Raw genomic sequence first — 16,082 nt, 5'->3', positions numbered from 1 at the left:
GGGAGGTCATAAGAGATGAAAGTATGGAAAAGCGTAGCAAGTGCGGTACTTGTGAGTGTTCTGCTCGCAGGCTGCGGTTCCAATGCGGGTACGGATGGTAATGCGGAGGGGACTGCATCGGGCAGTACGGTGTCCCTCAAAGTATTCATTGCACAGCCGCGGCTGAAAGAACATTACGATAAATATATAGAACAGTTCAAAGCCAAGGAGAAAGCCGAAAAGAATATTGAGGTCAACGTACAACTGGAGATGCCGCCAGCAGATAATGCACCGCAGATTCTGAAAACACGACTTGCCTCCAATGATGCACCAGACGTGTTCGCGCTTCATGCGGTCAATGAAATTCCACCGTTCAGCAAAGCGGGTTATCTGGAAGACCTGTCGGGTCAACCTTTTGTCGATAAATTACTGGATTCCGTGAAGCCTTCCGTAACGGATGCGTCGGGTAAAGTCGTGGCCGTTCCTTTGGAAACGTTATCTTGGGGATACCTGTACAATAAGGATATTTTCAAAGAACAGGGGATAGAGGTACCTACAACTTTGACGGAAATGAAGGCGGTCGTGGAAAAGCTGAAAGCAGCCAACATCACCCCGTTTGAACTGTCGTACAAAGAGGCCTGGATTCCACAACTCTTCCTGCCACTTACAGTAGGTGCACTGACTCAGTCAGAACATAAAGACTTCTTGGATAAGATGAATCAGGATCAAGGTTCCTTCTCGGATATGAAAGCCTTGTTCGACATCTTCGATCTCGTCAATGCCAATGGAACGGAGAAAGCGCTTGAAGTGGGCGGCGATGATGGTTCAGCAGCCTTTGCAACAGGCAAAGCAGCAATGTGGATTCAAGGACCTTGGTTCGCGGAAACCATCCTGAAGTCCAATCCGGATATCAACTTCGGCGTAGCTCCACTGCCGATCAATGACAACCCGGATGATACCAAAATCAATCTGAGTACATCGACTTCACTGGCCGTATCTTCCTCCAGCAAAAACAAGGAAGTGGCACTCGACTTCGTAAACTATGTTCTCGATGACAAGGATTCAAGTGCATTCTATGAAGCACTGAAATTCAATCCGGTTGCCAAAATTCATGACTTCAAAAGTTTCCCTTGGGTAGACGACGCCCTGAAATATGTTAATGAAGGCAAAGCGTATCAGGATCCATCCATTCCTCAAGCGGTTAAGGATGAATCAGGCAAAGCGCTGCAAGGTTACTACTCCGGACAACTGGATCAGCAGCAGGTGATTGATGCGCTCGACAAGGCGTGGAAATCCTACAACAAAGTCAACAAGTAAGCAGATGAAACGGCTGGCAGAACGGTCTTCGTTCCCCCGTTTCCGCGAGTCTGCTTATAGTGAAAAGGGGGAGAACCAATGGCTACGAATGTATTCAAGAAGTATCTGTCGCTGCTAGCGTTCACTGCGCCTGCCTTTGTCATCTATGCCATTTTCCTGCTGTATCCCACATTTAGCGGTTTGTTTTACAGCTTGACGGACTGGAATGGTCTGAACCGGGATTACAGTTTTATCGGTCTGGGGAACTTCGTGGAGCTGTTCAAGGAAGATCCCGACTTTCTGAATTCCCTGTGGTTCACGTTAAAATATGTGGTGTTTATGCTGATTCTGCAAAATGGAATTGCCTTGCTGCTCGCCGTGTTCATTGAGACACGGACGCGCAGCAAGGGGTTATTCCGGACCCTGTTTTTCATGCCGAACATGATCAGTACAATCATCAGCGCCTTTATGTGGACATTCATCTTCTCCCAGGTGCTGCCGCAGCTGGCCGAGAAGTTGGCCGTCTCCTTCTTGGACCAACAGTGGCTGGGTGATCCGAAATTTTCATTCTACTCCATCCTGATCGTATCGCTCTGGAATGGTGTGGGGTATATGATGATCATCTATCTGGCTGCACTTCAGGGTGTACCGAAGAGTCTGAAGGAAGCGGCTGTTATTGATGGAGCCAATGCGTTCCAGGTACTGCGTAATGTCGTATTGCCGATGATTACTCATGCCGTGACGATCTGTTTCTTCCTGACACTGAACGGAGCCTTCAAAGTATTTGAAGTCGTGTACGGTTTGACAGGTGGAGGTCCAGGCAGAGCCACTCAGGTCATTACGATGAATATTTATGAAGAGGCATTCTCCAACAATTTTAGATATGGATATGCCAGTGCCAAGTCGGTTGTGTTATTCGTCATCGTGCTCATCTTCACGCTCATTCAGATTACGGTGATGAAGAAGAAAGAGGTGGAAGCATGAGGATGCAACGAATTAACAGCTACCTGATTCGACTGCTGCTGGTGCTGGGCTCCCTCGTCGCAATGCTGCCAATCTACATGGCGATTGTGAACTCATTCAAAACACAAGGCGAAATGTTCCAGTCCTTTATAGCTCTCCCAACGACATTTCATTGGGAAAACTACTCGGATGCATTTAACAAAATCAACCTGCTGGGCAGCTCGTTGAACTCGGCGATTGTATCCTTCCTGGGTATTGGCGGTATTGTATTCTGCGCTTCATTGGCCGGGTATAAGCTGTCGCGTACTTCGGGCAGATTAAGCAACCTGATCTTCTTCCTGTTCGTGGCATCCATGCTCGTTCCATTTCACTCGATCATGATTCCGCTGACACGGGTTGCCAAAGGACTTCACGTCCAAGGAAGCACATACGGATTGGCCCTGATCTATATCGGACTTGGTGTGAACATGGCTATCTTCCTGTATCACGGGTTTGTTAAGTCTATCCCGCGTGAATTGGAAGAGTCGGCACAGATGGATGGATGTAATGAGTTCCAGACGTTCTTCCAGATTATCTTCCCACTGTTGCTGCCGATTACGGTCACCATCGCCATTTTGGACTTCCTGTGGATCTGGAATGACTTCCTGTTGCCGCTGCTCATGCTGACGGATGTGAATCGTTATACGCTGATTTTGTCCACGAACATGCTGTTTGGCGAGTATAACAAGGAATGGCCTTTGATTCTGTCCTCCCTGGTACTTACCGCGATTCCGGTAGTTCTCATCTATGCGTTCTTCCAAAAGTTCATCATGGAGGGTATTGCAGAAGGTGCGGTAAAAGGGTAAGGAAAACCTGCGACCTAGACGTATCTGTCTTATTAATACAAAAATTCAAAAGAACCGCCTTGATCTGAGGGATGTCATTCCTTCCGGTCAAGGCGGTTTTTCATTTCATGATGTCATCAGCTTTTTGACTGCTTGTGCCAGTAAGTGCAGACCACGCTCCATCTCATCCGGTGAAGCATAGGCGTAGGACAGACGAATGTGGTCTGCATCCAGGCGGTCATAGAGATACCCCGGATGAATCAGCACATGATTCTCCTCCAGACAGGCATGGAACAGTTCGCGAATGGAAAGGGGACTGACGGTAAATCGGAGCCAGATATAAAAGCCTCCGGCAGGTACACTCCACTCGGCGAGTTCACTGAATTTGCGTTGCAGAAGCTGGATCATGAAGTCTCTGCGTCTGCGCAGTTCTGGCCGCAGACGATCCATATGCTGCGTGTGATATCCTTCCGCAAACCAGAGCGCAGCGGCCTCCTGAGCAAGGGAGCTGGTGCCGTAATCCGTCTGCATCTTGATGTCTGCGAGGCGACGGATGACCGGCTCCGGCCCAACCAGCCAGCCGAGGCGCAGACCGGGGCTGACCGCTTTGGAGAGGGTGCCCATGTGCAGCACCCGTCCTTCCTTGTCGCGCGCCTTCAGCGCTGGCGGCGGGGGCTCGTCCAGCCACAGGTCGTTGTAGGCGGCATCCTCCAATATGGAGATGCCGGTGTTCCGCGCTGTGGCAAGCAGTTCTTCCCTGCGGCTGTTACTCATGACGGAGCCGGTAGGATTGTGGAAGCTCGGAATCGTATAGAGCAGTGAGATGCTGTCCCTGTTTGCATTGTTCTGCACGGCATCTTCCAGACGTGAAGTGTGCAATCCTTCGGGATCCATCGGAATACCGCTCATTTTCAATCCGGCGGATTGGAAGACATGAATGGAGTACAGATAAGATGGTTTCTCCAGCAGGACTGCCGATCCGCGGGGCAGGAGCCCAACTGAAATAAGGTGTAGTGCCTGGAGAGAGCCGGATACGATCAGAATGGAGTCAGGGGAGGCTTGGATGCCACTTGCTTGCAAGTAAATGGACAAAGCCTGCCGGAGCTCCAGACTACCCTGAGGTTCGAGGTAGTTTAGTGTACGAGAACGACTGGATAACGCATGGAGGATGTCGTTAAAAGCCTCCTGGGGCATCAGCTCAGGGGCAAGCTCACCTGTACCAAGCCTGATAATGCCTGGTTGGAATTCAGCCCGGTTAATCTGCTGTACCTCTGGCAGATTGGGATAATACCAGCCTTCTTCGATGGCTTCTTCCCAGTTGGGCAGGGCTCCGTGAGCCAGCGCATGCCAGCCAGAGCCACAGACATATGTTCCGCCACCATGTCTGCCTTCAATCATGCCTGCGGCGGCCAGGTTGTCCAGTGCAGTAACCAGCGTGCTGCGATTCACACCCATGGTTTGAGCCAATGTTCGTTGTGAAGGAAGCCGATATCCTGCTGTCCATTCCCCGGCGGTAATTTTCTCGCTGATATAGACTTCAATCTGTCGGTACAGAGGTAGGGAATGGGAGGAGTCCGGCTTCCAGCTGCCCCCCTGTTGAGAATCGGAACGATTCATGGGCAGGTTTGCCTCCTTTATAGAATGAGTGATGGGATTTACGTTTTCTCTTGTTTCGAACACTATATCATTTGGTTGGGTTCAATGCCATCCAAGTGGTTGGTTACGCCTGACGTTATCTCTACTACTATGGAGACATGTCTAAGGGGGATGAACGATGGGTGTAATTATTCATTCGGTGGTGCTGGCGTTTGGCCTGATCTTGCCACTCGGCGTACAAAACGTATTTATTTTTAATCAGGGCATGAGTCAGCGAAGTTATGCGCGGGCGCTGCCAGCTATAGTAACCGCAGGCCTTAGTGATACGTTGTTGATTGGAGTAGCGGTAGGAGGGGTGTCCCTCGTTTTGCTGCAATGGCCGATGCTGGCGAATGTATTGTATGCAGGAGGCAGTGTGTTTTTGCTCTATATGGCATGGAGCATTTGGAGATCATCCGGGGCTGTGAATGGTTCGGCAGAAGTGCTGTCTGCGGGACGACAAATCGCCTTTGCTGCTTCCGTTTCCTTGCTTAACCCGCATGCTCTGCTGGACACGGTAGCCGTGATCGGCACCAGTTCACTTCAATACGAAGGGGTGGCACGCTTTTATTTTGCGATAACGGCGGCTGCGGTATCATGGGTATGGTTTCTGGGACTAGCAGGTGCAGGCAGGCTGGTAGGTAGAAAAGATCAGACAGGTCGGGTCAGTGTTTTCTTCAATCGGTTGTCGGCTGTAGTCATGGTCGGAATGGCGGGCATGATGCTGTGGAAGCTGATCCTCTCGTAAAAATAGAAAAGAATCCCCTCACGTTAAACGTGCGGGGACTGTTATATGCTGGCCTTATGCTTAATACGCCAAATGAGTATTCTATCTTATTCTGCCTTCAGTAGCATGGATCCAATGAAAGCTTTGAGATCCTTGGATGCGTTGTTCAGTTGATCAATCACCTCGCTGAACTCGGTGACAAGCTCGGCTTGCTGGTTACTGGATTGGGCGATGGATGTAATCTCCAGTTCCATCTGACGAATGGAATGCTGTACTTCCTTTAAGGACTGTTCAATGTTCACTGTGGCTTCTTTGGTTCCGGTGGATAATTTGCGTACTTCGGTAGCAACGACGCCAAAGCCAGCTCCTGCTTCTCCTGCTCGAGCCGCTTCAATAGCAGCATTCAGACCTAGCAGGTTCGTCTGCTCCGAGATTTCACGAATGAATGAAGCCACTTTGGTGACTTCACTGGAATTTTGCACCGCCATCCGTGTGTTGTCCAAAATCTGTGAAGATGAAGCGGTCAGTTGCTGGGACTGAGCAGCTACGGTCTGAACCATATCCGTCAATCTGTCGCTGATGCTGCCGATCAGTTCTGTGAAGTGCTCCAGTTGTTCCTCATTTTGGAGTGAAAATCCAATTGCGAGTGCACCGACGATATTCCCTGCTTCATCGCGAAGCGGTGTAGCTGTCGAATTGAGGGCAGTCCCGTAGTGATGCGCTTCAATACGATTGGCTGAAGTTTCACCATCGATAAGGGCCCGGCGCAATGTAGGATCATCAAGCGAGATGGGGTCCCCTGCGTTGATACCCAGATCGAGATCTTCACTGGGCACATAATACCAGAATTTCTCGGTGTCTGTCACAGCAATCATCAGATTGTGTTCTTTAAGCATGATTTTAAAATACGGACTGGCTGCAACGAGGGCTTCAACAATATTCAATTGGATCAACTCCTATATATGTGTGCGTATTATCTTGATGTATTGTATATTCATCGTCAGAATTGCGGGATTCTTGAAGGCCTAAAGAGGACATATGGCAGAATAATTTTATTTTAATTTGGAATCAGTTAGATTGGATAGACAATGCGCTATATAAGTTCAACTAATGAATATTACACAGGTACTCCGATGACAGAACAACCTTCCGATCGCTGTTATCCCCAGATTTTTTTGGATTCCCTTTTCCAAAGGGGAAAATCCGGGGATAAAGCGTATGCTTCCGATGTAGCTTTCTTTCAGAAAGCTTTTAGGCGAACGCTTCGCTTCTTCAGGTTATTTCTGTCCTCTCCGTTATAGTGTAATGTTTAGTTGAACATATACAGAAAAAAGATAAATACATAATCCAAAAAGCTGCTGAAGACAGAACGTCCTCAGCAGCTTTTGGTACAACGGTGATTGTTACAATCATGAAGTAAATCGCTCTGATGCACATAAATATGGATGTGTTACCCGCCAGATCAAACTTGCCTATCCGCCGATCTGGGACATGCGTCGTACCGTCGGCGTATGACTTTGCATTTTTTGCTCCAGCGCAAGCGCCATTTCATGATTCTTTGGCTTTGTGCCAAGAGCCTTGAGGAAGAGAGCTGCCATGGCATCGGGAGCATCGACGTAGCGGCGCACGTTGTATTCATCCGACCAGTACAGACAAGCTTTGATATGCCCGTCTGCAGTCAGGCGGAGACGGTTGCAGTTGTCACAGAAGTGATCACTGACCGGATGAATCAATCCGAATGTACCTTGTGAACCGGCAATCTTCATATTTCGAGATGGACCATTCCCTGCCGGACCTGCCGTGTTTTCCACCGTCCAGCCCGCTTCCGCACATACATCCGTGACTGCTTCCAAGGGCAAATACGATTTGCGCCATGAATCTGAAGCCTGCCCGATCGGCATATATTCAATGAAGCGCACATGCAGTGGCTGATCTATGGTCATGGCAATGAAATCCTTGATCTCATCATCATTGATGCCCTTCATTAAGACGACATTCAGCTTGATCGGCGCAAGTCCCACTGCCGTGGCAGCTTCAATGCCTTTCAGCACCTTATTTACATCTCCGCCGCGAGTAATCATGGAGAAACGGCTCGCCTGCAAGGAATCCAGACTGATGTTAATCCGGTTCAGACCAGCGTCTTTCAAGGCCTGTGCCTGTTTGTCCAGCAACAATGCATTGGTAGTCAAAGCAATATCTTCAATCCCGTCAATGGCCGAGATCATACTTACGAGTTGATGCAGATCTTTCCGTACCAGTGGCTCGCCTCCGGTCAGGCGGACTTTGCGCATTCCCATTGGAGCCAACACTTTGAGCACCTGGGCGATTTCCTCGTAGCTCATAATTTGGTCATGCGGGGCAAATTCCATGCCTTCTTCGGGCATGCAGTACACACAACGCAAATTACAGCGGTCCGTAACAGAAATACGGATGTAGTCATGTATTCTGCCAAAAGAATCCTGGAGCATTTCCATGCAGACCACCCTTTCATACCTCAGATTGGAAAGCTTCTATAATAAATGAACTGACAATATCTAAACGAACAGTTGCATCAAATTTTAGCTATTTCTCCAATCCGCGTCAATGATGACGTCAGGTGATAGCCTTTTTATGGGGATGAGTCAGTTGGAATTGTCCCACAAGCTGTTGCAAAAAGACCGTAATGGCTTCCACATTGTGCGATGAATGCTGAACGTGGAGCATGTCGTTAATAAGCTCGACCATCTCGGCTTCCACCTCGGAAGACGTGAAACGGTTTTTGTGGCTGATGGCGGCAATATTCTCCATCAACACCACAACCTGATCCACAACCTGTGTTCTTTGGGGTTCTTCAGCCGTCGCACTTTGGAGTAACCGCGAAGCAGCCTGAACGAGCGTGGTGCCTTCAGCCAGCACCTGATCGCCTTCCTTGATGGATTGCGAGGCTGCTCCTGCCGCCACAGAGATATTATCCAGAATCTGATGAATATCTTCCGTGGAGGAACGGGATAATTCGGCCAGCTTGCGGATTTCACCGGCTACGACGGCAAATCCGCGTCCGTGTTCGCCAACATGGGCTGCTTCAATGGAAGCATTCAGTGCGAGCAGGTTGGTCTGTGCCGAAATTTCATCAATGACAGCAAGTGCGCGGTAGATGTCCTGCATGGTCGCCATAAAGGATAGAATCGTATGGTTAGTGTCGGACACGGCTCCCGAGATCTGGGTCATTTTGTCCCCGATGCGCTCCACTTCCTGACGGGCAACGTCAATCTGCTCTGTGGCAGACACTTCAAGCTGCTGCAGGGTGAGACGCATTTCGTCGGCGGCTACTTTGGCCTGATCCAGGTCCTCAAGCTGCTTGCGTATCCCCTGAATCATGGAGCCAAGTTTGAGATTTACCCGTTCGGTTGTCCCCTGTGTAGTTTCCGTTGACGCCCGCATCTGGTGCTGGTTGTTCATCACATCCACGGTGGCGAGCTGTACCTTGAGCATGATTCCTTCAAGAGAGTCGATCATGTTGTTGATCCATTTCGCCAGTTCGCCTGATTCATCCTGGGCAAAAGCCGACGTGTCCAGACGCTGGGTCAGGTCCCCCTTGCCTTCGGCGTTAATTCGAATAAATCGGCTGATTCGGCGTAAATCACCATGAACCCGGCGAACATGTTTTCGTTGCAGCTGGCTTGCGGCTATGAATCCGTAGATGACATTGAAGGCCGCAATGGCTGCTGCACTCCATACACTTCCGGTCAGCGCGTAGATAAGTGCCGCCCCCACAATACCTGATGATAGGATGTACAGGCTGTGCTGCTTGAATTGACGCCAGCCAATGCTGCGTATCCGATACACTTCCTCCAGATCGCCTTCACACATCATGCCCCACAGATCCGGACAGTGGGGAAGCTGGAATGTGATGCCTTTGCCAATAACCGAAATATGACGATAGTCCGAATAACCCGGGAATGCTACAAACAGATTGGAGCCATTGTGAATCGTATTCGCTACACCGGGATGCAGTTCGTTGGTGGAAGGATCGGTGAACATCAGTTCCAATTCGGTATGCTCTTTAACGGATACAATGCCCCATTCGGTGGTTACGCCGTCTTTCAGATTCTCCCCATGGGTGAACGTATGATCCTCGAAGCGGCTGCGGGACAATGCGGTTCCAGGCTGCAGTTCGGGGCGAATTCTTGATTCGGCCATAAAAAGATAATTATCCCCGGAATCGGGGTAGATGTGGCCTGATTCACGCTGGATCAGATCGCCTAATACATCATTAGGCACACGATTGCACAGGGAACCGATGTAACGGCCATTTTCCATGATAGGTACGATAAACATCAAGGTTACATCATCGTGAAAAGTGGAAGAACGTGGTCCAATTTCTAGTGTGAGTGGATCAGAATAAGGTCCAAACAGACACTTTTGTCCGTTGATATCCGCTTGGGTATACCTCAATCCTGGCCCAATTAGAGCATTTCCATCTTCGTAGACTTGTCCAATATGTTTCTTGTATGTAGAAAATACAACCTGGTTTTGCTCGTTCAGCATAAAAAGCTCAGTACTATCCGTAGCGCGGATATAACTTGCTGCGAACCATACTTCCAATCCATGTACATCTTCTGTGCCTTGCAGCACACCTTGCGGATGAACAGTCCGTACCTGCTGAAGCAATCGATCCAGATGATTCCACTGCTCCTCAGCCCAATCCATCAAAAGCTGCCGCCGGGTCTCGGCGATCCCCTCAAAGATTTCCTCCACGTCCTGTTCAATATTTGCATTCAACCGATACGACCGCCACAGCGGCCACCCTTTTCTCCATCCCAGCCAATCAAACATACGGACCACCCCGATTTCTGATTTTAAAAATCCTTTGCGAGACTGTGCGGAAACGCGATTTTCCAGCCACTATGGGTGGTGGTCGGGAATCCATGACACCGCCTTCATGATCCCAGAACCAAACACCGTATCGGGGCGAGAGTTCACGTCCTTCTATATGAGCATTTTGCATAAATCCAAATATCAAAATGCTGTTATCAATGTTTATACAAGAAAATCACCAAGAATACGAGGGTATATGTCATATTTTCCGAATATTTATTCAATAAATACAAATGATTATGCGTCTTTAATGGTAAAGCTCATTTCACAGTTAATATGGTTTGAACAATGCAAGAGTTCTGTGTGAGTGAAGCAGATGTTAGATAACATACACGGAAATTAACATGCTTAGGACTGAGAATCGGTATCATTTTACACTGTGTAACATGAACAGGCCCATACTCAAAACAGTCTGTATAATGTAATCCCTGCCCAAAGATATATAGTATTACCTAACAAGCAAAACCTGTTACGTTCGTGTATATAAACCTTCCATTCAGCCTTGGTGTGAACAGATTGCCAACTTCCCGCGAAAAGGAGAATGCCCATGTCCTCCATCATCGTCCCCGATACCTGCCATATTGAGCTGGATCACGTGTCTGTTGTATTTGGCAGTGGCACACAACAGGTTACCGCCTTGTCCGACGTTTCATTTCAGATCCATTCCAATGAATTTGTCTCTCTGCTTGGCCCCTCGGGTTGTGGCAAGTCCACACTGCTGCGACTCGTAGCCGATTTGCTCCAGCCAACGACAGGCAGCATCCGTGTTGCCGGGGAAGAACCGGAGCGGGCACGGTTGCAACGACAGTTCGGTATTGTCTTCCAAACACCAGCCCTGTTCGATTGGCGCACGGTACGCCACAATGTGGAGCTTCCACTGGAGCTGCTCGGCATAAGCCGGAAGGAATGCCGCCGCATGAGTGGTGAACTGCTTGAAATGGTCGGGCTGACCCGCTTCGCTGACCATTACCCATGGCAGCTCAGTGGGGGTATGCAGCAGCGTGTTTCCATCGCACGGGCACTTGCGCTTGATCCGCCATTGCTGCTTATGGATGAACCTTTCTCCGCACTGGATGAATTCACGAAGGAGAAGCTGCAACTGGAACTTCTTGATATTAAGCGTTCTACAGGCAAGACATTTCTGTTCGTCACACACAGTATCCCTGAAGCCGTATTTTTGTCTGACCGCATCATCGTCCTCTCCGCACACCCTGGTCAGGTGCACTCCATTCATTCCGTCAACCTGCCTGCCGAGCGGGATCGAGAGCTGAGGGAAACGGAAGCCTTTTACCGTATGATGACCACCATCCGCAATTGTTTCTATGAGGAGCGTGATCCAATCCATGTTCCTGTACACAAGTAAGCTGGGTTTTCGTTCCTGGGTAGTGATCTGGATTTTGTCCGTATTGCTGCTGTGGGAAAGTGTCGCCTGGATTCTTCATTTGTTCATGTCACCCCAGCAGGCAGCATCCCGTCTACCTTATCTTCATGAAGTTCTCGCAGCCCTGTTTCGTTACTCAGGCACACTGATTGAACAGGGGGCCGTAACGTTTGGGAATGCAGCAATTGGTTTTGCAGGTGGAACCGTGTTGGGAATGCTGCTGGCCCTGCTCATGAGTGTGGCGAATTGGGTAGAGCGTACCTTATCTCCCTATGTCATCTCTTCACAGATGGTGCCCGTTATCGGTCTTGCGCCCATTATCTATGGCATTATCCATAACGCTGAGTGGGCCCGAATTATTATGGCGGCTTACGTTACGTTCTTCCCGATTATCATTCACACACTCAAAGGATTGAAAAGTGCAGCACCGGAGCATCTGGAGCTTATGCGTTCCTGTGGAGCTTCCTTGCCTGAGCGTTATATCAAATGTTTGCTGCCTTCTGCGCTGCCGGGTCTGTTTTCCGGTATGAAAATAGCTGCTCCACTTGCAGTCACTTCCTCCATTGTGGTGGAGCTGATGGGAGCCCCGGATGGACTTGGCGTGCTGATGGTCAGTTCCTTGTATTACGGAAGTGCCCAAATCGGCATGTTCTGGGCCACCATCATGCTCAGCATTGGCATTGGGCTCATCTCGTATCTTGCCATCAGCCTCGCTGAGCGCTGGCTGACCCCCTGGCAGCCTGAATTCAGAGCCAAGGGAGGGCGTGCTGCATGATGAATGAAAGTGTAGTGGTCAGCCGCAATGGTGAGGACGGGGCAGCGGTCGCTGTCTCTGGCACGGCATCCGTTGGGAAGTCTATCGGGGATTCGGTTAAGGTGCCATCTGCTTCAGGATCGGATATCCATGGACAACAGGGACAAGCCGGACAGAGAAGGCTGGGCAGAAGTGTTCGTAAAAGCTCGATTGGCCTGCGCCTGTTACCTTGGCTTGCCGGAGCCTTATTTCTTACCCTGTGGCAGCTTCGATTGTTCCATCAGTTATTCTCGCTTGAAAGTTACCAACTGCCTGTGCCGTCAGCGATTGTAACATCCATCAGGGAAAATGCAGAGATGCTCTTCCGATACGCCATGTACAGCGGAATCGAGATGCTGGGTGGCTTTCTGCTCGGCTCCCTGCTGGGAGCCGCTGCTGCTGCGGGTGCATCCTTCTTCCCCACAAGTGGCAGGGCGGCGGTTGCCGTGATGTCAGCACTGAACGCCGTTCCGATCGTTGCTCTGGCGCCGATTATGAACAACTGGTTTGGGGACGGAATATGGTCCCGTATCGCCGTCGTGGCTGTGATTACGATGGCCGCCATGGCTGTGAGTTTATTCAAGGGATTGACCTCGATTCAGCTGCAATACAGTGATCTGATGGGTGGTCTTGCCGCCAGCAGGATGCAGGTTTTCGCGAAGCTGCGCTTGCCTCATGCACTGCCTTCCCTCTTCGCAGGCCTGAAAATTAATATGTCGACCAGCATTATTGGTGCCATTGTGGGTGAATTTTTCATCGCCTCCCAGGGGCTGGGTTACTTGCTCTCGGATCAGATTCGACTGGCCAACATGCCGCTTGCGTGGTCCTGTATTGTTATCGCCGCCGCGCTCGGCATTGTGCTGTATGAAGCCGTTGTTTGGGCCGAAAAACGATTGATCCCGTGGAATCGTGCACGTACAGATCCGTAAAGCTCAGCAAGGTGCCAACCATCCACAGATTGATTGACGCGTGAAGCAGGGCTTCACAGTACCTGATTGAAAATCCTTATATAAACAGGGGGTTGTTCTGTACATGTACAAAACGTTAAAACCGGGTTTTCTGGTGTTGGTACTGTTGGTCGTTGCACTGCTGGGGGCGTGTTCCGCGAAGTCGGAGCCGTCTGTCACTCCTGCTGCTGCCAGCTCGGAGGGAGCGGAAGGGGCAGATCAGCCCTTAACCAAAGTGAAAATTCAGCTCAAATGGGTGCCGCAGGCTCAGTTCGCCGGGATATATGCCGCCAAGGAGAAAGGTTTTTTTGCAGATGAAGGAATTGATGCCGAGATCATTCCGGGAGGCCCGGATATCGTGATTGAACAGCAGGTGGTCAACGGCGCGGCTGATGTAGGCATCACCGGGGTAGACAGTTTGCTGGTCAGCCGGGATAACGGTCTCCCGCTGGTCGCCCTCGCCCAGATTTCGCAGAAGAGCAGTTATCGATTGATTGCCAAGAAGTCCGCAGGTATTACCGATCCCGCCCAGATGAAAGGCAAGAAAGTGAGCACATGGTTCGGCAGTCAGCAATTTCAGGTTCTCGCTTTTATGGAGAAGAACGGTCTTGATCCAAAGAAGGATATTGAGCTGGTGAAGCAGGGCTTCACGATGGATCAGTTCTTCAACGATCAGGTGGATGTCGCCACGGCGACGATCTATAACGAATATCACGTGGTGCTGGAGAGCGGGACGAAGGAGTCCGGCCTGGATGTATTTAACATTGAGGATGCCGGGGTAGGCATGCTGGAGGATACGCTGATCGCCAAGAAGGATTGGGTGGACAGTAATAAGGAGCTTGCGGTGAAAGTGACCCGGGCCGTTCTGAAAGGCTGGAACTACGCCATCGACAATCAGAATGAAACGGTGGATATCGTCATGAAAAATGTGACGGATGGCAGTACGACACGTGAACATCAGGTGACTATGCTTGAAGAGATTGCGAAGCTGATTCGCCCGGAAGGGTTTACGGAGAAACAGGTGGGCAGTTTTGTGGATGAATCGTTTACCCGAACTGCGGATATTGCCCTGAAATATGGCCTGATCAAGAAAGCCGCCAATCTGGACGAAGCACTGGAGAAAAGCATCTATGAAGAAGCGGTGAAGGATGTGACGAAATAAATAAGCGTGGAGCGTTCGGAAGAGGGTACTGCAATCGAAGTGGTCAAGTGTAAAGTCTATAGGTTCGGCTTGGAGAGGAGGATGATGAATGAGCTCAGTGGATCAGCAACCCCAGCCGCTTGGCGGTACGAAGGAAGAGTGGCTGGAGAAGGATCGCAAATATGTGTGGCATCACATCTCGCCTCATAACGATCATCCGATGATTGCCGTAAGCGGGGAGGGTAGCTGGATTACGGATCAGGATGGCACGCGTTATCTGGATGCGATGTCGGGATTGTGGTGTGTGAACGTGGGGCATGGACGCGAGGAAATTGCCCGAAGTGCCTATGAGCAGATGAAAGCACTCGCGTACGTGCCCATGACCCAGAGCCATGAGCCGGCGATTCTGCTGGCAGAGAAGCTGAACGACTGGCTGGAGGGGGAGTATCGCATTTTCTTTTCCAACTCAGGTTCAGATGCCAATGAAGTGGCGTTCAAAATAGCCCGTCAGTTTCATCACCAGAATGGTGAGCCAACTCGTCACAAATTCATCTCCCGTCACCGTGCCTACCACGGTAACTCCATGGGAGCACTGGGCGCCACGGGGCAGGCTGCCCGCAAAATCAAATACGAGCCGCTGGGTGTAGGCTTTTCTCATGTACCGCCTCCTTATTGCTACCGCTGTCCGTTTGGACGAAACAAGGAGGGATGCGGACTGGAATGCGCCACCATCTATGAGGAGGTCATTCGCTGGGAAGGACCGGAGACGGTAGCTGCGGTCATTATGGAACCGGTCATTACAGGGGGCGGCATGATTGTTCCGCCTCCAGATTACATGCGCACCGTGCAGGAGATCTGTCAGCGCTATGGTGTGCTGTTGATTGTGGATGAGGTCATCTGCGGGTTTGGCCGCTCCGGGCAAAAATTCGGTCATCAGAATTATGGGGTGCAGCCGGATATCGTTACGATGGCAAAGGGCATGACGAGTGCGTACGCCCCACTATCGGCGACAGCCGTTCGAGCAGATCTGTATGAAACATTCAGAGAACCCGGACCTGATTCACACTTTCGTCATGTAAATACGTTCGGGGGCAATCCTGTATCCTGCCGCGTGGCACTGGCGAATCTCGAAATTCTGGAACGAGAGAATCTGGTCAGCCGTGCCGATGAACTTGGATACCTGCTTCGGGATAAGCTGGAGCCGTTGCTGGAGTTATCGGTGGTCGGAGATATCCGCACATTTGGCTTTGCCTGCGGGGTGGAGCTGATTGAAGCAGATGGTTCGCCTGCTCATGCGGATAAGGTCATGAAAGTGCTGGCAAGCTGCAAAAAGGACGGCATCCTGATTGGCAAGAACGGCGATACGGTGCCGGGATTTGCGAATATTTTGACCATCTCTCCGCCGTTTGTCACCACCGAGGAGGAATTGGATCTGATCGCTGGCAGTTTGCTGGCTGCACTACACAGCCTGGATGCAGGTTAGCTGCAAGCAAGAGTGGTTTGGAAGAAGAAACAAGAGAAGAGTGTACCGTGGGAAAG

13 protein-coding genes are annotated in these 16,082 nt (G+C 50.4%); 9 read left to right on the top strand and 4 right to left on the bottom strand.

Annotated elements, in window-relative coordinates; genetic code table 11:
* Window positions 1-15: 15 nt before the first annotated feature.
* The 3 genes from ACFVQB_RS08040 to ACFVQB_RS08030 all read left to right on the top strand — a co-directional run bounded on the left by ACFVQB_RS08040 (window position 16) and on the right by ACFVQB_RS08030 (window position 3,083).
* Window positions 16-1,296 carry an ABC transporter substrate-binding protein gene (locus ACFVQB_RS08040; protein ID WP_379436752.1) on the top strand — a complete coding sequence of 427 codons (1,281 nt, stop codon included), beginning with the start codon at window positions 16-18 and terminating at the stop codon, window positions 1,294-1,296.
* 78 nt (window positions 1,297-1,374) lie between these two features.
* Window positions 1,375-2,259: a carbohydrate ABC transporter permease gene (locus tag ACFVQB_RS08035; protein ID WP_064641854.1), complete on the top strand. Its 885-nt coding sequence runs from the start codon at window positions 1,375-1,377 to the stop codon at window positions 2,257-2,259.
* Complete coding sequence (locus tag ACFVQB_RS08030; protein ID WP_024632759.1) at window positions 2,256-3,083, top strand: carbohydrate ABC transporter permease; 828 nt, start codon at window positions 2,256-2,258, stop codon at window positions 3,081-3,083. Before ACFVQB_RS08035 ends, ACFVQB_RS08030 begins: the two co-directional genes overlap by 4 nt.
* Window positions 3,084-3,188: 105 nt before the next feature.
* On the opposite strand, the gene ACFVQB_RS08025 is transcribed toward ACFVQB_RS08030, so the two are convergent.
* Window positions 3,189-4,679, bottom strand: a complete 1,491-nt coding sequence (locus ACFVQB_RS08025) for an aminotransferase-like domain-containing protein (protein ID WP_379436747.1) — start codon at window positions 4,677-4,679, stop codon at window positions 3,189-3,191.
* Between the two features lie 157 nt (window positions 4,680-4,836).
* On the opposite strand from ACFVQB_RS08025, the gene ACFVQB_RS08020 reads away from it, so the two are divergent.
* Complete coding sequence (locus tag ACFVQB_RS08020; protein ID WP_379436745.1) at window positions 4,837-5,445, top strand: LysE/ArgO family amino acid transporter; 609 nt, start codon at window positions 4,837-4,839, stop codon at window positions 5,443-5,445.
* 86 nt (window positions 5,446-5,531) lie between these two features.
* Here the strand turns inward: ACFVQB_RS08020 and ACFVQB_RS08015 are convergent, their stop codons facing one another.
* The 3 genes from ACFVQB_RS08015 to ACFVQB_RS08005 form a co-directional block, all read right to left on the bottom strand.
* Window positions 5,532-6,368, bottom strand: coding sequence for a methyl-accepting chemotaxis protein (locus tag ACFVQB_RS08015; RefSeq protein ID WP_379436742.1), 837 nt, complete (start codon window positions 6,366-6,368; stop codon window positions 5,532-5,534).
* Window positions 6,369-6,896: 528 nt separating this feature from the next.
* Window positions 6,897-7,898 carry a GTP 3',8-cyclase MoaA gene (moaA, locus tag ACFVQB_RS08010; RefSeq protein WP_379436740.1) on the bottom strand — a complete coding sequence of 334 codons (1,002 nt, stop codon included), beginning with the start codon at window positions 7,896-7,898 and terminating at the stop codon, window positions 6,897-6,899.
* Between the two features lie 118 nt (window positions 7,899-8,016).
* Window positions 8,017-10,239: a methyl-accepting chemotaxis protein gene (locus ACFVQB_RS08005; RefSeq protein WP_379436737.1), complete on the bottom strand. Its 2,223-nt coding sequence runs from the start codon at window positions 10,237-10,239 to the stop codon at window positions 8,017-8,019.
* Window positions 10,240-10,828: 589 nt separating this feature from the next.
* Between ACFVQB_RS08005 and ACFVQB_RS08000 the strand changes: the two genes are divergently transcribed.
* From ACFVQB_RS08000 to ACFVQB_RS07980, 5 genes are all read left to right on the top strand, one after another.
* Window positions 10,829-11,644, top strand: a complete 816-nt coding sequence (locus tag ACFVQB_RS08000; RefSeq protein WP_379436734.1) for an ABC transporter ATP-binding protein — start codon at window positions 10,829-10,831, stop codon at window positions 11,642-11,644.
* The gene (locus tag ACFVQB_RS07995) at window positions 11,613-12,437 is read left to right on the top strand and encodes an ABC transporter permease (RefSeq protein WP_379436732.1); all 825 of its coding nucleotides are present in this window, start codon (window positions 11,613-11,615) and stop codon (window positions 12,435-12,437) included. The genes ACFVQB_RS08000 and ACFVQB_RS07995 overlap by 32 nt, the downstream gene beginning before the upstream one ends.
* Window positions 12,434-13,384: an ABC transporter permease gene (locus tag ACFVQB_RS07990; RefSeq protein WP_379436729.1), complete on the top strand. Its 951-nt coding sequence runs from the start codon at window positions 12,434-12,436 to the stop codon at window positions 13,382-13,384. Before ACFVQB_RS07995 ends, ACFVQB_RS07990 begins: the two co-directional genes overlap by 4 nt.
* A gap of 103 nt (window positions 13,385-13,487) precedes the next feature.
* Complete coding sequence (locus ACFVQB_RS07985; protein ID WP_379436726.1) at window positions 13,488-14,564, top strand: ABC transporter substrate-binding protein; 1,077 nt, start codon at window positions 13,488-13,490, stop codon at window positions 14,562-14,564.
* 88 nt (window positions 14,565-14,652) lie between these two features.
* Window positions 14,653-16,026 carry an aspartate aminotransferase family protein gene (locus ACFVQB_RS07980; RefSeq protein WP_379436723.1) on the top strand — a complete coding sequence of 458 codons (1,374 nt, stop codon included), beginning with the start codon at window positions 14,653-14,655 and terminating at the stop codon, window positions 16,024-16,026.
* The last annotated feature ends 56 nt before the right edge of the window (window positions 16,027-16,082 follow it).

It is taken from the genome of Paenibacillus sp. NPDC057886 (assembly GCF_042796655.1).
GTDB lineage: Bacteria > Bacillota > Bacilli > Paenibacillales > Paenibacillaceae > Paenibacillus.
This window is presented reverse-complemented; position numbering and strand designations above follow the sequence as displayed.